Source organism: Paenibacillus sp. CAA11 (assembly GCF_003060825.1).
GTDB lineage: Bacteria > Bacillota > Bacilli > Paenibacillales > Paenibacillaceae > Fontibacillus.
In genome coordinates this window covers 4601330-4625013 of record NZ_CP028922.1, presented here as the reverse complement: position 1 = coordinate 4625013, position 23684 = coordinate 4601330, and the positions used below count along the sequence as shown (strand labels likewise).

Here is a 23684-nt window from a genome sequence, read left to right as displayed (position 1 = left end):
GGAGAACGGCTCTATAAGCAGAAGCTGTTCTCCTTTTTCTATGTAATCTATAGCAAGCTTGCTGCCGGGCCCTATCAGGCTGAGCTAAAGGCTTACAGCTTGAATTTGCTGGTTAAGCTCTGCAGTTCTTCCGCCATTTTGGACAAGGCGTTCGATGAAGAAGCAATCTCCTCCATGGAGGCAAGGGTTTCCTCTGCGGCAGCAGCCACATTCTGTGTGGAAGAAGAGGCTTCCTCGGATACCGAAGCTATATTCTCTATGGCGTGGACCATGGTGACAGTGCCTTCAGAGATCGTCTGGGACTGCTCGGATGCCGATTGAAGATGTTCGGTAATCTGCAAGATGGACGTCCGGATCTCGGCGAAGATCGCCCCCGTATGAGTAATGGAGCCTATGCCGTCATGAACCTCACGGGTGGCCGATTCTGTAGACACGATAACGCTCTGAGTCTCCTCCTGAATGCTGCGGATCAGCGCTTCAATCTGCTTGGTAGACTCGGCCGACTGCTCTGCCAGCTTGCGGACTTCGCCTGCCACGACCGCAAAGCCACGCCCATGCTCACCGGCACGTGACGCCTCGATCGCTGCATTCAGTGCCAACAAATTGGTCTGATTAGAGATATCCTGGATAACGCCGATAATGTTGCCGATTTGCGCAGAGCGCTCACCCAGCACGTGAATGACTTCGGCTAGTGAATTAACGGTGGCGTGAATAGATTTCATCTGCGAAATTGCCGTCTCTACCGCCTGTTCTCCTTCTTCCGATTTGGAAGAAGCCTGAACAGCAGTGGAATGCAGGGTCTGAGCACTAGATGCAATCTCCTGGATACCCGCTGCTATTTGTTGGGTGGTATGCGTCGAGTCCTCAATGTGCTTCACTTGGGTTTGCGCACCCTCCGCCATCGTTTGAGCGTAGCCCGCAATTTGCTCGGTCGCCTTGGTCGTCTGATCGGCACTGGCTGTTAGCTCTTCCGATGAGGCTGCTACCTGGTTCGTCGTATCCTTGACATTGGAGATGATCTCCCGCAGGGAGGCTGCCATATCATTGAAGCTTTTGCCGAGAACTCCGATCTCATCCCGGCCTATGTGCTTAACTTGCTCGGTCAGATCTCCGCTGCCGATTCGTTTGGCGGTCGTGACAAGTATGCTCAGCTGCTTGGTAATGGAGCGGATAATGAAGTAGATGAGCACGCCGCTCAAGACGACGGAGATGATAATGACAAGGATTGTTGTATTCAGGACGGGTGCCGAAGTTTCCGCAAATTCGGCGGTATAGAAAGTCCCAGCTAGCTTCCATCCGGTCAGTTTATTGGTGATGTAGACCATTTCCTTCGGATCTTTGCCTTGGTACAAGTATTTGAACTCGCCGGATTCCTGCTTGTACAGGTTATCGTTCTGGATGTTCTTAGGTGCGGGAACCCCTAGCTTGTTTGTAGGATGGGACAGCATCGTATAATTAGCATCCAGAATATAGACATAGCCGTTCTTTCCGATCGTGATCGCCTTGGTAATATCGTTGATCTTATTCAAGTTCACATTAATCGAGACTACGCCCCGGAGATCCGGAGTCGTTCTGGAGATAGCTAGTACGAGATTGCCTGTCGATGCTGAGGTGAAGACCGAGTTTACGACAACCTTTCCTTTATTCTCCATGGCTTTTTTGTACCAAGGCCGTGTTCTTGGATCAAAGCCCGCAGGGTTACGTTTGGCTGCCGGGGCATTAATAGAAGCTCCCTGATCTGTTCCAATATATGCGAGCTCTACTTCGGGATGGGTTTTCTTGAAAAGCTCCAGGCTTGCAGATACATCTGAGCTAACTCCCAGATTGGAGCCTTCCTGGGCTTTTACGTCCCCGGCCTGTACGGATTGGGCCAGATTGTCTACTTCCTGAACTTTGGATTGCACGAATTGTGTAATGACATCATTCAGCAGAGATATGCTGCTCTCCGCCTTCTCGATCATTTGCTCCTGGACTCTCTTCTTGGCTTGGTCATAGGAGGAGAAGCCTATGACCATACTGGGAATCAGAAGAATAGCCAGGAATGAGACGATCAGACGAATCTTGACGGTCCATTTCCCCAGCTCCTTCCTGTTTTTCTTCTTTGCACTGCTTATTTTGCCCACGGTGAAATTCCCCCTTGTTGAATGTGATGTACAGCAGGGCAGTGTATGGATTTTTTAAGTTCTGCCTTAGGTATGCTGCTTCTTTGGTGTCTGTTTCTTTGCGATTTAACAAAATTGACACAAAGACTTATATCGGCAGGAGTCCTGCATTTGTTAAATACCGCTAGAGTGAGTTCTTCAGTGGAAGGCCATCCATTAAAAGAGTTCTATTTTTTTATTAAAATAGTGTAAATATTAAGCTTTTCTTAAGAAAGATAGCGTATACTATTCGTCTAGAAGATAGGAGAGGATAAGTGTGCGCCAATTATTTATACCGACGAAGCGGACAGGGATACTCCTGCTCTCCCTGCTCTTCGGCGGATTTGTCCTGAATTTTATTATGCAGGCCGCTTCACTTGATATGAATGTTACCAGTGTGTTCAACTGGATTTCCGAGCACGCCTGGCTTTATGTGTTTGGCGGGGTGTTTTTTTTCTGTGTCTTACTGCTGTTTGCATCACTTCTGCCAAATGTGTATACAGGAGCAGTGATAGCCTTCCTGGTGTGTGTGCTTCTGGGAATTGCCGATTATAAGAAGCTGTCTACAACAGGAGAGCCTCTGTTTCCCTGGGATTTAATGCAGCTAAAGAATGCTCAGGAAATGAGCCGGATTACGAAGGGGATGATCTCCCCGCTTGCGATTGTGATTTCGGTGCTCATTATTATCGGGCTGATTTATTTGATCTTAAAGCTTCCTAAGATTCGAATTTCGCTTCCTCTGCGGGGGATCTTCATCGCCGTCTCGCTGATTTTGACGTTCTTGTTTGTACAGATGCTGACTACACAGCACAAGATCATTAAGAAGATTCAGTATCAGCCTGTCTATTGGAATCAGAAGGTCAACTATGCGAATAATGGGCTTCTCTTCGCCTTTACGGGTAACCTCCGGCAGAATTTAATGGAGAAGCCGGAGGGCTACAGCAAATCGGCTATTGAAGAGATTGCGAAGAAGTACGCGGCTTTGCCTGATCCTGCAGCGACCAAGTCGCCTGCGGAGCAGCCAAACATTGTCTTTATGATGGACGAGGCCTTCTTCGATCCTACGAGATTGACGGGGATCAAGCTTAGTGAGGATCCGCTTTCCTTTATCCATGAGAAGGAGAAGAGCTCGCCGGGCGGATTCCTGTTATCTCCGGAGTTCGGAGGAAATACGGCCAACGTGGAGTTTGAGGCATTAACCGGGATGTCGATGTATTTCTTGAATGGCGGATCGATTCCTTATCAGCAGCGGATCGTAAAGATGTCTTCGCTGCCATCCATTGCTAGCATTCTGAAGGATAGAGGATATCAAGCGCTGGCATTGCACCCTTTTGATAAGACTTTCTATAACCGCAATCAAGTCTATCCGATCATGGGATTTGACCGGTTTACGGGTGAGAAGGATATGAAGCAGATTGAACGGATGAGTCCGGATGCTTATGTCTCGGATATGTCTGCGGTGAAAGAAGTTCTGAAAGAACTGAAGGAGTCGGAGAAGCCGACTTTCCTGCATCTGGTGACGATGCAGAATCACTTCCCTTTCACGAAAGGGGTAAATGGACCGAACACGGTCACAGCGGAGGGCGTAGATGCCCAGTATAAGAATGAGCTGGAGACCTACGTACAAGATACGAAGCTGACCGATCAGGCGCTGGCTTATTTGAGCGAAGAGCTGAAGAGCTTGAAGCGTCCCACGATCGTAGTGTTCTGGGGAGACCATCTGCCGGCACTGTCGGGCGGTATTTATACGAAGGCAGGCTGGGATACTAACCCGAGATTGAAGCATGAGACCAAGCTGCTGTATATGGCTAACTTCGATATCGGCAAGGATCCGCTTGGAACGGTCAGTCCGGCTTTCCTTGGGCCATCGGTATTCCAGCTGACAGGGCAGGATCTTCCGACTTATTATAAGCTGCTGGCCAAGGTGAAGGAGGAAATTCCGGGTCTCAGCAAGAATGTGCTCGTGAATGAGTCCGGTGTTCTGCCAAAGCTTACGGAGCAGCAGCAGGCGCTTCTGAACGATTACCGGCTGGTTGTGTATGATATACTTGCGGGTCAGAATTACTCGAAGAGCTTAATGTTCTAGTCTAAGCAGGCTAGAGAAAGCAGTTGAATATATGACAGCCAAACAGGCAGCCACCTACCTATAGCGTAGGGGCTGCCTGTTTTTTTGCTGCATATAAAAGCGTGGGGGCGGATTTTCGCAGATTATATAGAATGAACTAAAGAGATGAACGTTATAGGACCGTATTAGGCCGTGATAACAGAAAATTCAATGTAAAACTTTAGTTCAATTTATCTAGCGGGATATGTTTATTACAAGTTATGGCCTACAAGGTCTGACCGCTGTCCACGGTGATGATCTGCCCGGTAATGGCCTCCTGCTCCAGCACGGCACAGATCATCGACGCGATATCCTCTGGTGTCGAGATGTGCTGCAAAGGCAGGTTCGGGGCGAGGCGCTTCATTTGTTCTTCCCTGCCGGCCCACCATCTTGTTGCCACTGCGCCGGGGACAATGCAGTTCACTCGAATCTTAGGCGCCAGCGCCAGGGCTAAGGACTTGGTAAGGCCATGGACCGCAGCTTTGGAGACGGCATAGGGCAGTGAGGACCCGCGTCCGGTCTGTCCGGCGATGCTGCCCAAGTTGACGATGGCGCCCTGTTGGGCTCTCTTCATGCTGGCGGCCGCAGCCCTTGCGCAGTAAAACATGCCTTTGACGTTCACATCGTATAGCTCATCCCAATCCTCATCCGTCACGGCATCAAGATCTTCGAGGGGAATATGCCTAGTGATACTGGCATTATTGACCAATAGGTCCAGCCCGCCGAATCGCTCAGTAATTCGGCTCACCATGGCGCGGACCTGTACATCCACCGAGACGTCGGCCTGAATGGACATGGCGGTGCCTCCGCATTCCGTAATGTGATTCACAGTGTGCTCGGCTTCGGCAGCCGAGCGCGAATAGTTGACGATGACAGTAGCGCCCCGCTCAGCCAAAGCATAGGCTGCAGCTTGGCCGATTCCAGTTCCTCCACCGGTCACCAGAGCAATCTTGTGTTTAAGGTCCATTTAGATCCCACTCCTATTCAGGATAGCTTATTCGCTCGTGTATTCTGACGATGTAAAAGGCGGTGCCACCTTTCTTCTATTATTGTAGGAGAAAGAGGATGTTCTGTATAATTGAATAAAGTGATTGTTTGGTTCAAAAATAATGAATTCAATTTAATAAGGAGATAAGGACATGGACTTAAGGGCAATTAGAACTTTTCAGCGGATTGTAGAAACCGGCAGTTTTATGCGGGCGGCGGACGATTTGAATTATGCCCAGTCTACGGTCACTATGCAGATCCAGAAGCTAGAGTCGGAGCTAGGCGCCGTCCTGCTTGAAAGGGGGAAGCAGCAGCTTCGGCTGACGGAGGCCGGCAGGCTGTTCTATACTCAAAGCCTCCAGATTGCCAAGGAGGTTACGAAGCTTACGCAGAGCATTCAGGAGCTTCAGACAGGTATCTCCGGTGATATCCGGTTAGGGGTTACAGAGCCGACGGGCAGCTATCGTCTGCCACCCGTATTAAGCCGCTTTCTTGCAGACTTTCCCGGGGTGCGGGTGTCGCTGGAATTCGCGAGTTCAAAGGTCCTGGCACAGCGGGTTGAGGCCGGTGAACTCGACCTCGCCCTGTGCTCCGCGCCTGATCTTGGAACCTCCCTCCATTTCGAAATCCTGTTTAGGGAAGAGTTCGCGGTCCTTCTGCCGTCCGGTCATCCCCTCGGGGATCAGCCGGTGATTCATCCTGTAGATCTGAGCACAGAGCGGCTGCTGATCACAGCGGGGCATTGCCCTTATCGCAGGAAGCTGGAGATGGTGATGCAGGAGACAGAGCATGCCGGGCTGAATACGATGGAAATTGGCAGTATGACCGCATTAAAACACTATGTAGAACATGGGCTGGGCATTGCACTGGTACCCCGAATTTTACTGGACCCTCTTCCGGCAGGAACGCTAACAAGGCCGCTTAGCGGTTCCCTTGTGGATATGGCATTCGGCCTGCTTACTCAGACAAGGGAAGCGATGAACCCCGCCTGCACGCGATTATACCAGCATTTGAAGCAAGAGCTGCAGCAGAAACCGGAGTAGCATGTAATATATCCTTACACTATTTTTGTTGATATAGAAAATCATTTATTTAAATCCTGCTTTAAAGCGGTAAATATATAGTTAGAATTTAAGAGATATTTGAAATAAAGGCGAGTATATGCTCATTGTATACGCTTTACAGGTTGGTTTTATTGTTTGTTAGATAAGTTAACATTAAATATAATCTCCTCAAGCCAAATACAGGATGAAGGAGAGAACGCCAATGGTTGGAAAGCCGCTGAAACTTAAATTCATATGCTCTACGCTCATGACAGGTGCTTTGCTTCTATCTGTTCCTTTCACTACATATGCAGCGTCGCTGCCTTGGGAGGCTCCGGCTGCTCAGCCCGAAAGCCCTGTCACCGTCAAGCAAGCGGTCACGCTGATGAATGAAGCGAGCGAGCTTGCGGGGAGCAAGGTAAGGTTTAGTCTGGATGCTGCGAACCCTGTTACACGTGAGAACCTGGCCGTGATGCTGGGGAAATCGCTCGGTCTGCCTGATGTCAAGGAACCCTTCACCGATGTGCCGGACCATAATGCCGCAGCTGGAGCTATCGGCGCTCTGTATGAGAAGCAAATTATGAAGGGCATCAGCGATACATTGTTCGCCCCGGCGGCGAATGTAACTCAGCAGCAGACGGCTCTCATCGCTGAGCGTGTGTACGAGTATTTGAAGCCTTTCGAGCTGAATGAAGCGACGATCGCGGATATTCAGCAGGCGGTTAGCCAAGGGAAGCTCACTTATAAGGAGCTGACGCAGATGTACCTCGATCGGATCAGCAAGTATGATGATCAAGGCGTCAAGCTCAGTGCGGTCATCAGTCTCAACCCGAAGGCGCTGGAGGAGGCGGAGAAGAAGGATCAAGAGCGCAAAGAGAACGGTGTGCGCGGTCCGCTTCACGGAATTCCTATTCTCGTTAAGGATAATTACGCTACTGCAGATATGCCGACTACGGCGGGGTGTCTGTGTCTGAAAGACTCTGTCCCTAGTCAGGATGCGGAGATGATCCGCAAGCTGAAGGAAGCCGGGGCGATTATTCTGGGGAAGACCAATCTGGATGAGTTCGCTTCCGGAATTGACGGAGCCAGCTCACTCGGCGGACAGACGCTGAATCCCTATGCGCTTGACCATAGTCCTGGCGGCTCCAGTGCCGGAACCGGTGCGGCCATTGCCTCCAATTTCGCCCTTGGCGGCTTTGGGACCGATACCGGGGGATCGATCCGTATCCCGTCCTCCTATAACAGCTTGGTTGGTATTCGGCCAACTGTTGGCTTGACCAGCCGTGACGGGATCATTCCGCTGGCTCTGACGCAGGATACCGGCGGTCCCATGTCTCGCACCGTGACGGATGCCGCTATACTGCTCGATGCGACAGCCGGATATGACCCCGAAGATGTTGCCACGGCCTACGGCATAGGGCACCGGCCTGCGAGCTATACGACCTACCTCGATAAGGATGGGCTGAAGGGAGCGAGAATTGGGGTGGCCACTGAGCTGTTTGGAACAGACAGCGGGGCTCAGCCGGTAACCGATCTGGTGAATGCCGCGGTGAAGGACCTGTCGAAGCTTGGAGCGACTACGGTGCCCATTGCGATCCCTAATCTCGATGAGATCATGGCTTATCCTAGCCTTAGCAACTACGAATTTAAGTTCCAGCTTAACGACTATTTGGCAAAGTATGAACCCGATGCGCCTTACCATTCGCTTACCGAAATTATTAATTCCGGCCAGTTCTACAAGCCGCTTGAAAGTTCGCTTAAAGCCAGGGATGCCCGTGACCTTGGCTCTGAAGAGTACAAGGACATTGTCCTTAAGCGAACAAAGCTGACCAGAGATGCCCTGTTAAAGGTGATGGCCGACCATAACCTGGACGCCATTGTGTATCCTTCGACGGTCCAAGCAAGCTTGCCTATTGGCGAATCCTCCAAGGCGGGGAACAATAATCGGCTAAGCCCATTCTCCGGCTTCCCGGCCATCTCTGTTCCGGCGGGCTTCACACCGGATGGGCTTGCCGCAGGCATCGAATTCCTCGGCCGTTCCTATGATGAACCGACACTCATTAAGTTCGCCTATGCTTATGAGCAGGGAACGCACCATCGTAAGCCGCCGGCACTGCTGCCATAATGAAGCTTAACCGGAGCTGATCATGAAGACAAAACATACCACCCCCGTGTGTGGTATGTTTTTTTACGCTATTTATTGATGACAATGGACAGTTTGTAGTTCACATATTGGTTTAGGCCGATCAGAAACTCATCTAACACTTGGTTTGAGGGGAATCTGCATTCAAGCATATAACAGCTGTCCCCGCTGATTTTATAGTTGTTGATGACGTATTCTTCCTGCGTTTTTATAAAAGAGAGATAAGGGTCGTGATGAATGTTCTTCGTCCAGATATTAATCAAAGCATGAATGGAGAAGCCTAGCTTGGCTTGATTGACTTGAACGGTATAGCCCTCAATCACTCCGCTGTCTTCTAATTTCGCTACCCGGGTCGCGGCGGCTTGGCCTGTTAAATGGACTTTCTCCCCTAATTCCTTCATGGTTATGCGGCTGTTCTTAGACAGCTCTTCTAAGATTAGCTTGTCGGTGTGATCCAGCATCAGAGCTCCATCCCTTCCATGCAAAATGCGCTGACTTTTTCAAAGTTCAAGCCAAACGGCCCAAAGACTTGATTTCTTGTATGTATTGGTGCTTTGACAGAGTATACACTAAACCTATATTGCAGAATAGGAGTGAATCCACTTGAACATACAACTCATTCGGAATGCCACACTGGTTGTGGAATTTGCGGGCAGGCGGTTTTTGATAGATCCTATGCTGGCGGAAAAAGGAACCTACCCTCCCTTTAAAAATTCCGTAAGACAGGATCAGAATAATCCTCTAGTCGGTCTGTCGATACCCATTGATGATATTATCAATGTAGATGCTGTAATTGTCACCCATTTGCACTTGGATCACTTCGACGAGGCGGCCAAGGAGATCTTGCCTAAGGACCTTAAGATGTTTGTACAAAATGAGGAAGATGCTCAGGTAGTCAAGCAGGCTGGATTCTCCAATGTTGAAGTTCTACAGGAGGATACCGTGTATGAGGGCATCCAATTGATCAAAACAAAAGGCGAGCACGGCCGGGGAGAGATACTGAAGATAACAGGCAGGGTATCCGGCGTTGTCTTCAAACATTCGGCGGAAAAAACTCTGTATGTAGCAGGGGACACCGTATGGATTGAAGCTGTTCACGATGTTATTAACATGCACAAATCTGCAGTCATTGTTGTGAACGGCGGAGATAATCAATTCCTTGAAGGAGGTTCTCTGGTGATGGGCAAAGACGATATTCATGAAGTGTGCAAAGCCGCCCCTGAAGCCCAGGTGATTTCAGTTCATATGGAGGCTGTAAACCATTGGACATTATCCAGAGATGAATTGAGGAGCTTCCTGAGTGCACGAGGTATCTCTTCAAATGTCCTCGTGCCGGAAGACGGCGAAGCCTACGCCTTTTAAGCGAAGCTGCGTATACCTATACGCTGAACTTTTAAGATGATTATAACGCAGATAGCAGACAGGCAGGCTCCCTGATGGGGCCTGCCTGTCTGCTATCTGCTGTGCATGAATGTAGATTAGATTTATGGCTGGGGTTGTACGGCAGGCTGTATGATCATAGGCAGGTTAACCTTGACGTCCTCCCGGCCTTCTTCCTTAATGGTGAAGACCAAGGCAGCCTGGGTGTTTACCGTGACTCTGCTGGTCGGGATGACGACCATCCCGTGCGGTCCTGTTGCTTGCAGGAAGGCGAAAGGCGTTTCCACTTCAACCGAAATGGAGACCGTGCCCAGCACGGCGTCGTTCTCGTCGACGATTTCGAAGTAATGCGCACCCTCCGCGTCATTATAACGGAGGCTCTCATTCACCCCGCCGCGGGATATTTGCAGAAGGTTATCGATATTCCGCGTGTTATAAGAATCGGAGGTTCCATCCATGCCCTCGGAGTCAAGGATTTGCACATCGCTTTCCGTGTCGATTCCTTTAGTCTTCATCTCGAAGGCGTCATTGGTTACAAGCGAAGGTTGAAGCGGCTTAATTTCAGCAGCTTGGAACGTGATCAGCGCTGCATCTAGCTCCTGAATGGTGCTGTCCAGTTCAGCATAAGTCGTTTCCGTGCCGCTTAGCAGGTTTTGAGCATGTTCAATAGCTGTATTCAGCGTATCTGCGGCATCCTGCGGGTATTTGCCGGTTGTCGTGCCAATTGGGGCCGAATCGAGAGTGGACTTAGCGCTTGTTAATTTCTCCTGCAGTTCTGATTGCTTCTCAGTAAATCCGTAGGTAAGCTGCTTTCCGGTGAAGGATGGAGCTAATCTGCCAGAGATTCCCCGAATTTGGTTGTCAGCCTGCTTAGGACTGTAGGTCACGATCACCGTCTGGCCAGGCTGCATGAGCTGCGGCAGCTTGATCTCGACTCTTTCGGGATCCACGGTGATGTCTTCATGGGTCAGAGGCAGAACATCCCCGTCCTTTACAGTAACGGTTAGATCTTCAGCGGTGGGTACGAAATTCAGATCCAGGGGCTCGTCATAGGCGAGTGTAATCAAGTCCCCTTCCGCAAAAGAGACAGTTGGGCTGTTTAGCTCGGCCAGTTTGAGCTCAATCTTGCTGGTAGAAGCGGACACATTGCCGGATGCATCAAGTGCATACACTTTATAGTTCCCTGCCGGTAGACCTTCCGTGGACAGGAGGGTTTCCGCATTAACCGTTGCTACTGCTGCTTTTTTAGCCTGGTTGCTGCTCACCAGCTCATCCAGAGCTGACTTAGAGGAAGGCTCCTGGGCGAAGGGAACCAGATAGACCGTGCCGAGCTCATTGCTGCTTACAGTTACAAATTGCCCTAACGTGATGGTAGGCACCGACAAGAGGCGGACTGTAGGCGCCACTCTGTCTGCCTCAGAGCTTGGAATGTCGTTATAGCTTGGAGTGTCATTATAGACCGGAGTGTAGCTTTCGCTGCTCGAACCGTTTGAACTGCTTGAGCTAGTTGCAGTACTGGCCGGTGCAGACGGTGCGGGAGCAGGCGTGGTTGTCTGCGGTTGCTGCTCGGCCGCTGGCGGGTTGCTGCTTGTGTTTTGCTCTTGCTTGGCTTTATAGGTATCCAGAAATTTGCTGGCCACGGCAGCTACGGAGGCTCGATCGGCTGAGCCGGTTGGATTAAATGTATTGTTGCCTACACCGTTAAGCAACCCTAATTGTACGGCGGCCCCAACGGCGTCTTTCGCATAGTCAGCAATCGATGAAGAATCCGAAAATTTTAAGTTTGCCCCATATCCGGTAACGTCAGTGCCCAGAGCTCGGGTGAAGAGGACAGCCATATCCTGTCTGCTCAGGTTCTGTCCGAGACCGAACTGACCGTTCCCCTCGCCCTTGATCAGCCCTGCTTGGACAGCGGCTTCTACATATTTGAAGGCGTAATGGGTTGTTGGAATATCTGAAAATGAGGCTGTTGCAGGAGCGTGATCCACATCCAGCTTCAGTGCCTTGGCTAGAATAATGGCGAAATCCTGTCTTGTAATTTGCCCTTGGGGCGAGAATTTCCCGTTCCCAGTACCGTTGATAATTCCCGACTCTACCAGCTTATTGATCGCATCCTTAGCAAAGGATCCGTCAATATCGTTGAAGTTCGTTGCAGCTTGGGCTGGCAGGGCAATGGTGCCGAGCAATGCTGCGGCAGTCATGGCTTTGATAAGAGTTCTCTTGTTCAAGTTGGTGCCTCCTGTTGTGGGTTGATAGAGTCGTAAAAACCATACTCATCCTGATGAGTAGCTATATCATAAAGTCTGGGGATATTTTCTTGCAATATAAATATTTTAAATTTAAAAGAATAATAGAATGCTGGTGTGTCACGGGCTCTTTAGCCTCTGACAGGGAGGGGCGGTTGTGATATTTTTGTTGGTCGCCCGCTTAAATTCCTCTATAATAGATAAGTTGTTGTTTATGTATATGGTAGAAAGGTTGAACAGAATTCAAATGAACTCTATTACATCATCTGCAGAAGGCGCACCGGCGCAGAAGAAATTTCCGGTGTCGCTTCTATCGCTAACGGTGGGGGCCTTTGCCATCGGAATGACTGAATTTGTAATTATGGGGCTGTTGCCGAATATCGCAGAGGACTTAAGCGTAAGTATCTCCACTGCTGGTCAGCTGATTACGGGCTATGCGCTGGGTGTGGCGTTTGGGGCACCCATTCTAACTATGCTGACGATACGCCTGCCACAGAAGCTGCTGCTTTGCCTACTAATGGCAATATTTATTGCAGGAAATGCCATCTCCGTGTTCGCGCCGAATTATGCAATTCTTATGGGGGCACGGATGCTTACGGCTCTCGCCCATGGAACCTTCTTCGGGGCGGGTGCGGTGATCGCTTCGAATCTGGTACGTCCAGAGCGCAGGGCCGGGGCTGTCTCGATTATGATGGCAGGGCTGACAATCGCAAACATTATCGGGGTTCCGCTGGGCACCTTTGTCGGCCAACACCTTGGTTGGCGGGCTTCCTTCGGGGCCATTGTTCTGATGGGTGTGCTTGCTCTGATTGGCATCCTGGTGTTTATTCCTAGACTCGCTAAGGAGAAGCAGGCCGGTCTAGCTCAGCAGGTGCGGTCACTGGCCCAGCCGAAGCTGCTGCTCTTCCTGCTCATCGGCGGGCTTGGCAATGCGGGTCTCTTCACGGTGTTTACCTATATCACCCCTCTGCTGGAGCAGGTGACAGGGTTTGGTGAACACAGTGTGACCCTAATTCTGGTGCTGTTCGGATGCGGGGTAACGCTGGGGAATATGGTAGGCGGAAAGCTGGCCGATTGGAAGCTGATGCCAGCAATCCTAGGCTTGCTCTTTGTCATTTGTGTAATCCTGACCTTGTTCACTTGGACCGTGCAAAGTCCGATGCTCTCGGTGATCACCATCTTCTTCTGGGGTGCGGCAGCTTTTGCTGTGATGCCAGGGCTGCAGGTGAGAATTATGAATTTAGCCGGAGCAGCGCCCGCGCTTGCCTCTACTTCTAACCATTCTGCAGGTAATCTAGGTAATGCAGGCGGCGCCTTTATCGGTGGCTTGGTAATTACACACCTAGGAATTACTTCGCTGCCTTGGGTGGGGGCCGTTCTGGTGGGAGTTGGCCTGGTCATTGCTCTCGCCAGCTATATAGCAGAACGTAAGGCAGCATAGCATGTCCCATTAATATATCTATATATCATAGCTGATGCACAGAAGGCTCTTGAACCTCATGGTTCAAGAGCCTTTTATGTTTGTTCAGGAGAGCCAAGCAATAAGACTAAGGCGATTCATGAGATAAATGAAGGTTGACGAAAAGTATAAAGTGAAATAAAGTATCAAAAGATACTATATATCAAGATAACCTGCAGTTTCGTCTCATGACGATATTGCAGGTTAAAGGAGTGAATTCTGTGGATCGGATGGTTTATAGCCTTAAGACATTGCCCGCACATCTTCAGTCGTTAGCAGGAGGGAAGGGCAGCAGTTTGGCCAGAATGATTCAAAAGCGATACCCTGTTCCCGAAGGATTTGTTGTGCTTCCGGGAGCATTCGAGAGGGGGCAGCTTAGCTCTGCCGCTTGGCACGATATTCGGCAGCATCTGCAGGCGATTCGTCTTGCTTCCCCGCATGTGCTATTTGCTGTCCGATCCTCGGCTTTGAGTGAAGATTCGGCAGCTGCCTCATTTGCCGGAGAGTTCGATACGGTTCTGAATGTAAAGACGGATGAAGAGATCGAGCAAGCTTTATACAAGGTGCATCAATCCCAGTATGCAGACCGAGTACAGGTCTACAGCTCGGTGCAGGCCATGGAGCAGTCCCATCAGGTCGCCATTGTCATTCAGCGGATGGTTCCTTCCGAGATGGCCGGAGTACTCTTCACAGCTGATCCTGTAACCGGCAGCCGCGCGATAATGACAGGCAACTATGTGTATGGGCTTGGAGAGCAGCTTGTATCAGGCGAGGCTAATGCGTTTTCTTTTTCTCTAGTTAGACCTAAAGGGAAATACGAGGGCCCGGATGCCTTTCGGAGGTATGCGTCTAAGCTCTACCGTTACGCCTCGGCGCTGGAGAAGGAACAGGGGATAGCTCTGGACCTGGAGTGGGCAGTAGCGGATGGGAAATTATATTTGCTTCAAGCGCGGCCTGTAACTACGCTGAATCCCGGTAATCCGGACACCTTTGAATGGAACGATTCACGGGCCGGTGATGATTTGTGGACCAACACGAATATCGGGGAATCCATTCCCGACGTCGTTACACCGCTTAGTTGGTCGGTGCTGCGCAAGCTCGATGAAGAGCAGAGGGTCATTCCAGGACATTACCTGTTATCCGGCAATATCTGCGGGAGAATCTACTCCAATATCAGTGTACCTTTGTCCGCTTTCCGAGCCTTTGGAATCGGTACGGGGGCACTCTGGAGCAAGATGAGCAACGTATTTGGCAGGCTGCCCGAAGGGATAGAGATTCCCCGCCACCCCTTCGGCAAGCTGGAGCTTGTGAAGGCTGTAGTCCCAAGGATGATCTATAGTGCAAGGAAGACAAGACAAACGATTAAGGAAATGGATGAATTTCTGAAGGGGGCACCGGAAGATTGCAGAATTCTGACAGATCGCATTCAAAGCGCCTGCAGCCGGGAAGAACTGCTGGATTTATGGAATCGGGAGCTTTGGCCAAGGAGTGTACAGGCCTTATGGACGGCATTTGAAGGAACTAGTGGGGAGATGCAGCGTTATGTGAAGCTCAGACAGAAGCTTGGCAGACTGCTGGGCGAAGAGGCCGCCTATAGGCTTCTTTCCAGCAGCGGCGAGGGCTCGGGGCTTGAGAGTCTGGGGCCACTGCGAGGCATTCCTCAGCTTGCAAGAGGGGAGATTAGCAGAGAGGAATACATGTTCAAGTATGGTCACCGGGGTCCCCACGAGCATGAGCTGTCTATTCCTGCTCCTTATGAAAATGGCGATTGGTTGGAGCAGCAGATCAAGGACTTTGAGGCATCGGATATAGATCCGGAGAATTTGCTTCATAAACAGCAAGTCCAGAATGAAGAGGTGTGGTCGCAGGTAAAGTCGAGATTCCCCGGTAAGGTCAAGAAGATTAGGAAGCAGGCAGAACGGGCCATCAGGGGACCGCAAATACGTGAGGCGGCCAGGTCTGAATGGACGAGAGTATTCCGTGTCAACCGGGCATTTGCGCTTAAGGCCGGTGAACTAACAGGGCTCGGAGAGGACATTTTCTTTCTTTATATCCAAGAAATTTTGCACTGGCTGGAAGGAGGGGCTTTGGCTGACGCTCATATTCCTGCCCGCAAACAGACTTACGCTAAATATCAATCCTTGCCGCCCTTCCCCTCTGTGATCCGGGGAAGATTTGAACCTGTGCTCTGGAGTAAAGACCCGAATCGGAGAATTGACCTTTATGATCCCACCCAGCCTTCGAGGGATTCCGCGGCCTCCGAGGTGCTGACTGGCTTTGCCGGCGCATCCGGCCGAGTTGAAGGAAGTGTGCGCGTGCTTGCCAAGCCGGAAGACGGAGAACTTCTGAAGACAGGGGAGATTCTGGTAGCCTCTACAACGAATATAGGGTGGACCCCCCTCTTCCCCAAAGCTGCCGCTATTATTACCGATGTCGGCGCTCCTTTATCCCATGCGGCGATTGTCGCTAGGGAACTCGGGATTCCTGCGGTCGTTGGCTGCGGGAATGCTACAGCAAGGCTGAAGACGGGGGATCGGGTCATCATCGATGGAGGCCAAGGGAGCATACAGATTCTACGGAGCTGATGGACGCTATTTGTCTTCTTTTTGGGCTTCGATTCGCTGCTTAAGACCTGCTGAAATATCGGTTCCGCTGGCCATAGGCTTGTGAAGGCTGCCGGATGTCGGCGGAGCAGGCGGGGCCTCCTGGATGACCTTATAAATATACTTGGCATTGAAATTCTCTGTAAGACCGGGTGCAAGGTTGCTGGAGAGGAAGGAGCCCTTCGTTAAGGCGCCAACTTCGATACTCTCCTTAGGCTCGTCGATCAGCTTCACTATGGCATCAATAACGTCTTCGGGGTCATCCAGCGGCTTCATTTGAGCCTCGTGGCCACTGTAATTGCCGGCATGGTCGAACCAAGGGGTATCTGTAGCCCATGGCGACACACTGCATACATGGATATCGTCATAGCCTTCAAGCTCCATCTTCTGGTGGAGTGCTCCACTGAGGCCGAGCACCGCAAATTTGGATGCGCTGTAAGAGGGGTAGAAGGGGAACGGAATTTTGCCGGCAATGGAGGCCAGGTTGATCAGCGTACCAAACTTCTGCTGCTTGAACTGACGCAGGGCATAATGGCTGCCGTTTATCACGCCGATTACATTGATTTCGGCAATGCGGATATGATCCTCCAGCGGGATATCTGTGAAGGAGCCGATGGCTCCAATTCCCGCATTGTTAATCCAAACGTCGATTCCGCCGAAACTGTCAATGGCCGTCTGCGCCAAGCGCGCTACCTCCTCCGGTTTACTGACATCGGTGGTCACAGCTACCGCGCTCCCGCATTCCTGGGCAAGCTCCTCAAGGAGCGCTGTCCGCCGGGCAGCGAGCACAAGGTTGAAGCCTTGGCGGGCCAGCTTCAGGGCAACGCCCTTCCCAAAACCGCTGGATGCGCCGGTAATGACTACCGTTTTTGCCTTTTGTGCTGGATAGTTACTGGAATTCATAATGGCACCTCCTAATCGCTTTACGATTTCACTAGATATAGAGATACCCTGATGAGGCTTTTTTAAACAAGCTGGAGCTATAAGGGAAGGAATCGTCTTTTGATCGATAGGATACTGATGCTAATGCAGCATACCGAATTCCAAATATCATTACAGCGGCTTGGGTGAAGGCTACTTTGGCTTGGGTAGTGGCGTAGATAAAATATAAGCCATCGAGCCCTGCCCGACCAGCTTAGCCACAGCTGGGTGGCTGCCAGCACACAGTGAATTGTCAGAATGATGATCATCATCAGTCCGCAGGTATTCTCCTGCCACGAAGGCATCTGCACTCCCGGCCCTCATAACTTAATATTTCTCTAGCGTGCGCATCTTGAGCATTTGTTGATACAGCGCGACATTCATCCTCCGATCGTCCCCTTCCGGTCATAAAAATTCATGAAGATATCCTCCGGTTTTTTGCATGTTATAATAGGTCCAGTTGAACTGAAGCGCCAACAATTTTATGAATTATGGTTGTTGCATGATTTCATAATTTCAATAAATGGCTGTTGCAGGAGTGACAATTCCATGAATGGATTTGAGAAGAGGCTCAGCTAATTTTTAAGAGGAGTGAGCAGGTTGGCATCAGATGATAAGCAGCGCAAAGGGCTCCGTGAGAGGAAAAAGGCCAAAGCCATGGCGGAGGTGCAGAAGCATGCGCTACGGCTTTTCCGGGAACAGGGCTACAAGGCAACCACGGTCGAGCAGATTGCAGAGGCCGCTGAAATTTCTTACAGCACTTTCTTTCGTTATTTCACCAGTAAAGAGGACGTCCTTATGGTGGATAACTACGATCCTGTGCTGATTGCAGCATTTGAGGAGCAGCCTCCCTCTCTGCACCCCGTTCAGGCTTTGAAGAACGCTATGGTTGCAGGGCTGGCGGAGATGTCTGACGAGGAGCTGGTCACTATGCGCGAGCGCAATGAGCTCATTATGTCTGTTCCAGAGCTGCGGGCTTCGAGTATGAATAATATGACCCAGATGATTCAGCTTCTGTCCGAGATGATATCCAAACGGACAGGCCGCGACGCAAGTGATATAACGGTGCGCAGCCTGGCCGGGGCGGTAATGGGAATTAACATCTCGGTGATGGAATATTATGCCCAGCACCCGGAGGCGGACTTTGCCGCACTCCTGAACGAGAGCCTAAGCCAGCTGGATCAGGGGTTTGATCTGTAGTCCGCTTTGCAGCTTTGTCGCGGCTGAAATGATGAATATCCGGTTCCCGAAGGTTTGTGTGACCATGATATTGGTGTTAAGATTATAAAAAATTGCCAGAGAGGTGGATGAAACATGTCTATGGGAATTATTGTTCTAGCATCCATGCTCGTATGGGGCGCAGTGATCCATGAACTAAGTAAATCTTCTAAGAGGCAAAATAGCCGAAAAATTATAACTTTAACATCGTTTGGTACCTTATCAACATTAGTTATAACTATTTCACTTGCTCAGAACCTCTTGTTTTAAAAAATGATTAAAGAGGTTTTAGAGGGCGCCTGAGGAAAAGGGAGATGCAGCCAGGACAAGGGGGATTTCATTCCTCTTACCCTGGCTGCATCTCCACTGTATTTTTGGGTATCGAACTGTGCAAGACAAAGCACCGGGTTTTCGGAGATTGAATTCCTTCACCCTTTTAAGGGCTTTCCCCACATCAGGCCGCACATCAGCTCGAATAGCTCCGGGTAAATACGCGGATTCTTGCCGGTCAGCTGGGCAATCCGGTTCAGCCTATAACCTGAGCGTGTTGCGGTGAATATTCAGCCGCTTCACGGTCTCGCTCTGATCACCATTTTCAGCGATGAAGATTTGCAGTGTCTTAATGAGATCTGTCTTGTCTCCCGCTTGATCGAGCAGGGTGTACAGACTCGCGGAAGCATCCTTGCCCTCGTGGGAGAGACCGATCATAAAGGACAGTTCGTCATACAAGTACAGCTTCTTGTAGGGATTGAGGCTTTTTCCCGTATGCAGAGCGGCGGTTGCTTGCTCCAGGGAATGTGCAGCCAGGCTGGCCTCGCCTCCAGCGCCAATCTGATCGACATGGCTGGATTTGCAGAGCCTGTCCAGCAGCTCGCGATACTGTGCAGGGTCGGTGACAAAGAAGACAGCATGGTCATTCTCCAAGTTCCAGTAATGGGGGTACTGTCTAAAGTCCTGCTTAAAGCCCTCAGCATTCACCTTCCCTTCGGCAGTCATCGCCCAGCATTTCTTGGTCAGATCCAGGCCGTAGCTCGCTGCGCGCTGCAAAAATTCCGGATCGTAGAGGTTCTTGCGGTAAGCCAGCTCGTGAAAGAACTTGACCCGCTTGACCCGCTCGTCCTGCTCCTGCTTGTTCCGCTCCTCTTGTTCAATCAGCAAGACGGTGGTGACCCTGACCAGCCTGCTGAACGGCCTGATTGCATCGGGATGTCCGGTAATTCCGACGACACCGATCACTTGCTTGTTCACAATGATAGGTTCATTGATCCCCGGCTTCATGCCGATGCCATCTTCGTACACCTCGTTCACTTGTCCTGACTGAATCGCAATACGCGCCCCTTCATGGAGTGTTCCTATCCGGCTTAAATCCCCACTTCCGACGATGATTCCGTTCTCATCCATGACGTTAATGTTATAGGGAACAACATTCATCATCTCCCGAACGATCTGTTTGGCGAGTTGTCCGGCTATCTTCACTTGATATCCCCTCCTTAAGCCAAACAGAGGCAGCCAGTTCGGCAGCCTCTATCAGCCCATTGCTCTGTATGTTTGATGCTTCCTTATTTCCGTCCAATTATCGTTCCGATCAGCCGCGTTACATTCTCTGCGGTTCGCTCTATATTGGTCTGCCCATCTCTTAAGGCATCTTCCAGTGCTGAGGCTCCCTGAAGGATGCCGAAGATGGCATCAATGCCTTTATCATACAACACTTCGGTCTGATCCCCAATCCGCCCCGCCAGAGCGATGACAGGCTTGCCGTGCTTCTTGGCAACCTGAGCTACTCCGTAAGGCGTTTTCCCGTATTGGGTCTGAAAGTCCATGCTTCCTTCGCCGGTCCACACTAAATCAGCCTGCCGTACTTTATCTTCAAGGCCAGTGTAGTCAATCACCAGCTCAATTCCTTTCTTCAGCACGCCGTTCAAGAAGACAACCAGTCCTGCGCCAAGCCCTCCGGCCGCGCCCGCTCCGGGCATCTCTGCGATGGTCTTGCCCAGCTGGCTTTGGATTACGGTCGCATAATGGTGAAGGCTATGGTCCAGCTGCTCAATCATGTCCGGGGTAGCCCCTTTCTGCGGCCCGAAGACATGTGAGGCTCCGGTCTGACCGCACAGCGGGTTGGTTACGTCACAGGCGACTTCGACCCTGACGTCCTGCAGCCGGGCATCGAGGCCAGACAAGTCAAAGCTTGCGAGCCTGCCAAGGGCACCTCCGCCGAACTCCAGCTCTTCACCAGCTTCATCGAGGAGCCTGCCGCCGAGCGCTTGAACCATCCCCGCGCCTCCGTCATTCGTGGCGCTCCCGCCGATACCGATCAGCAGCTTCTTCACGCCGTGGTCCAGGCAGGCCTGAATGAGCTGTCCGGTGCCGTAAGTGGTGGTGATGAGCGGGTTGCGCTCCTGGGCGGGCACCAGATGGATGCCGCTGGCACTGGCCATTTCCAGCACGCCTGTCTGACCGTCACCGGTGATGCCGTAATGCGCCTCTACCTCATTGCCCAGCGGTCCTTTCACCTTCATCGGGTAGATCGTGCCGGCGGTGGCATCCACCAGCGATTGCATGGTGCCTTCGCCACCGTCCGCCATCGGTACATGAAGGCACACTGCCTGAGGTATGGCCTTGCGGATGCCGCGTTCCATCGCTTCGCAGGCCTCTTTGGCGGTCATGCTTTCTTTGAAGGAGTCGGGTGCCAGCAGAAAAATAGGTTGTTGGATATTCATAAAGTTCACCCTTTCATGAACAGATCGTTAGAATATAAAGCCGTACAGGATCGTGGCGACAATCGTCATGGTGAGGCCGACAATACTCTCATAGGGAATCAGCTTCATCCGGTTCTTGATGTCCATCTTCACGGCGTCTGCCGTTACGTGGAAGAAGTTGCCGTGCGGCAGATGGTCGATAACCACAGCTCCGCTGTGCACCATGACCGCTGCATTCAGCGGCGAGGTTCCCATGGAGAGGATGGCTTCACCGAATGAGCCGGCCGCTACAATGGATGCCGTTGAAGTCGAGGCAGTGGCCGCCCCCATCAGAATACCGGCGATCGGAGCCAGGAATGTCCCGGAGATGCCCATGGCTGAGATGGCATCGACGACAGTAGAACTGAGATCGGACTTGGAGATGATGCCGGCAATCGCTCCGGCGCCGATCAGAATGATCGCCGTCCCGGTCATTTTATTCAGGCCTGAGGTTGTAAAGGCAATGATGTTCTTGGTCTGCTTCATCGCAATGAGGCCTATAATTCCCGCCAGCGGCAGAATGATCATGGAATCGATCTTGAACGACTGCAGCGCTTCGATATGAAGGATGCTGCCGATCGGATTGATGGCCAGGAGGACAATGGCAATGACCGGAGCGACAATGGCGCGTCCGAAGCTAGGCTTGTCCTTCCGAGAGGAAGCACCCTCCTCGCTTGGAACATCGCCTTCTGCGATGGGTGTTCCTTTGTTCATTAACAGGCTTGCTACGAGGACGGTTACGATAAGTCCGGCCAGGGCCGGGAAGAATCCGTTGATCATGACCTGAGACAGGTCTACGTTGAAGCCTTTGGCCACTGCAATGGTGTTGGGATTCGGCGAGATAATGTTACCGGCCTTGCCGCCGCCGACTAGGGCGAGGAGCAGGGCGGTCTTGGAAATGCCGATCTTCTTGCCGACCGACAGGGCGATCGGGGCGACGATAATGATGGCTACCGTAATAAACACGCCGACAGCTGTAATGATCATGGTAGCGAGTGCGATGGAGAGCAAGGCTTTCTTCTCGCCGAGCTTGGCTACGATCGTCTCGGCGATCCGCTCGGCCGCGCCGGATTCAATCAGAACCCCGGCCAGCACCCCAGCGGCCAGTACACGAACTACAGCACCCATGACGCTGTTGGTTCCATCAATGACATATTGAACGGTCTCTGTAAGCGAAGCTCCGCCAAGCAGACCGCCGACAACGGCGCCGCCGAACAGGGCGTACACCGGATTTACCTTTTTAAATATCAAGACAATGGCTAGAATCAGACCGATGACGGCCCCGATCCAGTGGATGACTGTTCCTTCCATACATGCTGCCTCCTAACAGGAATCTCTCTGCAGATATTTTGTTAGCGCTTACGATGCCTAGTATATCGGGCAGAACTCGTGAAGCCTATTGACTGGATAACCTATTTTTTTATGCAAATGCACAATCAGGGGCAGTAAAGGGTCTACAAATGCTGTGGTGGCAAGGGATAGGGGGCAGGGTGCCTAAGTAAGCAGAATTTTGCGGAAATTTGTCGTACTTGTGAAATTAAGAACTTGAGTGAATACGGATTATAACCGGGAACGAAGTGTAAGACATGATAATATGTGGGTAGGTACTTCGCCGAAATATTAGCTGTGAAAGAGGTGGGAAGGTTGATTCTAGTGAGTTCTTGCTTGGCAGGGTCGGAGGTAAGATACAATGGCACCCATAGTCTGGATGAGCGCATTCAGACGCTTGTCCGCGAGAAGAGGGCGGTTATGGTATGCCCTGAGCTCCTGGGAGGCTTCTCCACGCCCAGAGAGCCTGCCGAGATTGTCGGGGGCGACGGGGTGGATGTGCTGGAGGGCCGGGCTAGAGTTGTAGAGAGATCAGGTCGGGATGTTACTGAACTGTATATCAAAGGGGCTTATGAGACTCTTGAGATGGCCCGTTCCATTCAAGCTACAATCGTGGTGCTTAAGGAATACAGCCCCTCGTGCGGCAGCTCTATGGTGTACAACGGGGAATTTAGGAATAAGAAAGTGATCGGGCGCGGAGTGACGACAGCATTGCTGCAAAGGAACGGGATTCAGGTCATATCCGAGAACGATCTTGCGGCTTGGCTCGCAGAGGGCAGGGTGTAACGTTGCTTCATTAAGATAACGGACAGGCAGATTAGTATGGGAATGGATGATTTCTCCAAATGACGTTAGAATGGTTATAAGCCAATATCAGAGGAGGCAATCCATGCTTGATATTAATCAAATTAAAAAGCTTATTCCCCATAGATATCCCTTTCTTTTGGTCGATAGAATCTTAGAAATTGTTGAGGGAAAGAGAGCTGTTGGAATTAAAAATGTGACTTTCAATGAACCTTATTTCCTGGGCCACTTTCCCGATTATCCCGTCATGCCTGGAATTTTGATTGTAGAAGCACTGGCACAGGTGGGTGGTATCGCTATGTCCAACACAGAGAGCAATAACCATAAGATAGGATTACTGACGGGTATTGATAATTGTCGGTTTAAGAAGCAAGTAAAACCAGGGGATCAACTCCTTCTTGAATTCGAAGTGACCCGAACCAAGGGACAAATAGTCAAAGGAACAGGCATTGCCAAGGTAAACAATGAATTGGTTTGTGAAGCAGAAATAATGTTTGCATTTAATTCTATTGAGGCCATAAACTAACGGGAAACGAGTGTTAATAGAAGAACACCGCGGTAGTTGATTAGA

Annotated in this window: 18 protein-coding genes; 9 read left to right on the top strand and 9 right to left on the bottom strand. The window is 51.0% G+C overall.

All coding sequences use genetic code 11. From position 1 onward, the window contains the following. Window positions 1-92 precede the first annotated feature (92 nt). Window positions 93-2123: a methyl-accepting chemotaxis protein gene (locus DCC85_RS21555; RefSeq protein ID WP_108467413.1), complete on the bottom strand. Its 2031-nt coding sequence runs from the start codon at window positions 2121-2123 to the stop codon at window positions 93-95. A gap of 295 nt (window positions 2124-2418) precedes the next feature. Here DCC85_RS21555 and DCC85_RS21550 point away from each other — a divergent pair, with 295 nt between their 5' ends. Further along, window positions 2419-4227: an LTA synthase family protein gene (locus DCC85_RS21550; RefSeq protein ID WP_108467412.1), complete on the top strand. Its 1809-nt coding sequence runs from the start codon at window positions 2419-2421 to the stop codon at window positions 4225-4227. A gap of 244 nt (window positions 4228-4471) precedes the next feature. On the opposite strand, the gene DCC85_RS21545 is transcribed toward DCC85_RS21550, so the two are convergent. After that, window positions 4472-5212: an SDR family NAD(P)-dependent oxidoreductase gene (locus DCC85_RS21545; protein ID WP_108467411.1), complete on the bottom strand. Its 741-nt coding sequence runs from the start codon at window positions 5210-5212 to the stop codon at window positions 4472-4474. Window positions 5213-5384: 172 nt separating this feature from the next. On the opposite strand from DCC85_RS21545, the gene DCC85_RS21540 reads away from it, so the two are divergent. Next, complete coding sequence (locus tag DCC85_RS21540; protein WP_108467410.1) at window positions 5385-6275, top strand: LysR family transcriptional regulator; 891 nt, start codon at window positions 5385-5387, stop codon at window positions 6273-6275. 223 nt (window positions 6276-6498) lie between these two features. Continuing rightward, on the top strand, window positions 6499-8400 hold the full coding sequence (locus DCC85_RS21535; RefSeq protein WP_108467409.1) for an amidase family protein: 1902 nt from the start codon (window positions 6499-6501) through the stop codon (window positions 8398-8400). A gap of 68 nt (window positions 8401-8468) precedes the next feature. Here the strand turns inward: DCC85_RS21535 and DCC85_RS21530 are convergent, their stop codons facing one another. Further along, the gene (locus DCC85_RS21530) at window positions 8469-8879 is read right to left on the bottom strand and encodes an Lrp/AsnC family transcriptional regulator (protein ID WP_108467408.1); all 411 of its coding nucleotides are present in this window, start codon (window positions 8877-8879) and stop codon (window positions 8469-8471) included. 142 nt (window positions 8880-9021) lie between these two features. Here DCC85_RS21530 and DCC85_RS21525 point away from each other — a divergent pair, with 142 nt between their 5' ends. Further along, a complete protein-coding gene (locus tag DCC85_RS21525; RefSeq protein ID WP_108467407.1) occupies window positions 9022-9780 on the top strand; it encodes an MBL fold metallo-hydrolase in 759 nt (252 codons plus the stop codon). Window positions 9781-9902: 122 nt separating this feature from the next. Here the strand turns inward: DCC85_RS21525 and DCC85_RS21520 are convergent, their stop codons facing one another. Then, window positions 9903-12026 (bottom strand): S-layer homology domain-containing protein, encoded by a 2124-nt coding sequence (locus DCC85_RS21520; RefSeq protein ID WP_108467406.1) that lies wholly within the window; start codon window positions 12024-12026, stop codon window positions 9903-9905. A gap of 265 nt (window positions 12027-12291) precedes the next feature. On the opposite strand from DCC85_RS21520, the gene DCC85_RS21515 reads away from it, so the two are divergent. Together DCC85_RS21515 and DCC85_RS21510 are read left to right on the top strand one after the other, a co-directional pair. Then, window positions 12292-13485 (top strand): MFS transporter, encoded by a 1194-nt coding sequence (locus DCC85_RS21515; RefSeq protein WP_234414267.1) that lies wholly within the window; start codon window positions 12292-12294, stop codon window positions 13483-13485. Window positions 13486-13691: 206 nt separating this feature from the next. After that, window positions 13692-16088: a PEP/pyruvate-binding domain-containing protein gene (locus DCC85_RS21510; protein ID WP_234414266.1), complete on the top strand. Its 2397-nt coding sequence runs from the start codon at window positions 13692-13694 to the stop codon at window positions 16086-16088. Window positions 16089-16094: 6 nt separating this feature from the next. On the opposite strand, the gene DCC85_RS21505 is transcribed toward DCC85_RS21510, so the two are convergent. Beyond that, complete coding sequence (locus tag DCC85_RS21505; protein WP_108467405.1) at window positions 16095-17009, bottom strand: SDR family NAD(P)-dependent oxidoreductase; 915 nt, start codon at window positions 17007-17009, stop codon at window positions 16095-16097. A gap of 171 nt (window positions 17010-17180) precedes the next feature. Beyond that, window positions 17181-17351, bottom strand: a complete 171-nt coding sequence (locus tag DCC85_RS23080) for a hypothetical protein (protein WP_234414265.1) — start codon at window positions 17349-17351, stop codon at window positions 17181-17183. 267 nt (window positions 17352-17618) lie between these two features. On the opposite strand from DCC85_RS23080, the gene DCC85_RS21500 reads away from it, so the two are divergent. Beyond that, on the top strand, window positions 17619-18227 hold the full coding sequence (locus tag DCC85_RS21500; protein ID WP_442789505.1) for an acyl-CoA-like ligand-binding transcription factor: 609 nt from the start codon (window positions 17619-17621) through the stop codon (window positions 18225-18227). A 549-nt stretch (window positions 18228-18776) separates the two neighbouring features. Here the strand turns inward: DCC85_RS21500 and DCC85_RS21495 are convergent. The 3 genes from DCC85_RS21495 to DCC85_RS21485 all read right to left on the bottom strand — a co-directional run bounded on the left by DCC85_RS21495 (window position 18777) and on the right by DCC85_RS21485 (window position 22291). Then, entirely contained in the window at window positions 18777-19721 is a 945-nt protein-coding gene (locus DCC85_RS21495) for a CdaR family transcriptional regulator (protein WP_234414263.1), read from the bottom strand. Between the two features lie 83 nt (window positions 19722-19804). Next, window positions 19805-20956, bottom strand: a complete 1152-nt coding sequence (locus tag DCC85_RS21490) for a glycerate kinase family protein (protein ID WP_234414491.1) — start codon at window positions 20954-20956, stop codon at window positions 19805-19807. Window positions 20957-20989: 33 nt separating this feature from the next. Continuing rightward, window positions 20990-22291 carry a GntP family permease gene (locus DCC85_RS21485; RefSeq protein WP_108467403.1) on the bottom strand — a complete coding sequence of 434 codons (1302 nt, stop codon included), beginning with the start codon at window positions 22289-22291 and terminating at the stop codon, window positions 20990-20992. Between the two features lie 333 nt (window positions 22292-22624). On the opposite strand from DCC85_RS21485, the gene DCC85_RS21480 reads away from it, so the two are divergent. Together DCC85_RS21480 and fabZ are read left to right on the top strand one after the other, a co-directional pair. After that, on the top strand, window positions 22625-23095 hold the full coding sequence (locus DCC85_RS21480) for a 2-thiouracil desulfurase family protein (protein ID WP_108467402.1): 471 nt from the start codon (window positions 22625-22627) through the stop codon (window positions 23093-23095). Between the two features lie 103 nt (window positions 23096-23198). After that, window positions 23199-23639 carry a 3-hydroxyacyl-ACP dehydratase FabZ gene (gene fabZ / locus DCC85_RS21475; RefSeq protein WP_108467401.1) on the top strand — a complete coding sequence of 147 codons (441 nt, stop codon included), beginning with the start codon at window positions 23199-23201 and terminating at the stop codon, window positions 23637-23639. The last annotated feature ends 45 nt before the right edge of the window (window positions 23640-23684 follow it).

Bases quoted from the DNA above. Each gene is read 5' to 3' on its own strand.
- DCC85_RS21505 (WP_108467405.1), bottom strand. From the start codon at position 17,009: ATGAATTCCAGTAACTATCCAGCACAAAAGGCAAAAACGGTAGTCATT.
- fabZ (WP_108467401.1), top strand. From the start codon at position 23,199: ATGCTTGATATTAATCAAATTAAAAAGCTTATTCCCCATAGATATCCC.
- DCC85_RS21545 (WP_108467411.1), bottom strand. From the start codon at position 5,212: ATGGACCTTAAACACAAGATTGCTCTGGTGACCGGTGGAGGAACTGGA.
- DCC85_RS21510 (WP_234414266.1), top strand. From the start codon at position 13,692: ATGACGATATTGCAGGTTAAAGGAGTGAATTCTGTGGATCGGATGGTT.
- DCC85_RS21535 (WP_108467409.1), top strand. From the start codon at position 6,499: ATGGTTGGAAAGCCGCTGAAACTTAAATTCATATGCTCTACGCTCATG.
- DCC85_RS21485 (WP_108467403.1), bottom strand. From the start codon at position 22,291: ATGGAAGGAACAGTCATCCACTGGATCGGGGCCGTCATCGGTCTGATT.
- DCC85_RS23080 (WP_234414265.1), bottom strand. From the start codon at position 17,351: ATGAGGGCCGGGAGTGCAGATGCCTTCGTGGCAGGAGAATACCTGCGG.
- DCC85_RS21530 (WP_108467408.1), bottom strand. From the start codon at position 8,879: ATGCTGGATCACACCGACAAGCTAATCTTAGAAGAGCTGTCTAAGAAC.
- DCC85_RS21515 (WP_234414267.1), top strand. From the start codon at position 12,292: ATGAACTCTATTACATCATCTGCAGAAGGCGCACCGGCGCAGAAGAAA.
- DCC85_RS21540 (WP_108467410.1), top strand. From the start codon at position 5,385: ATGGACTTAAGGGCAATTAGAACTTTTCAGCGGATTGTAGAAACCGGC.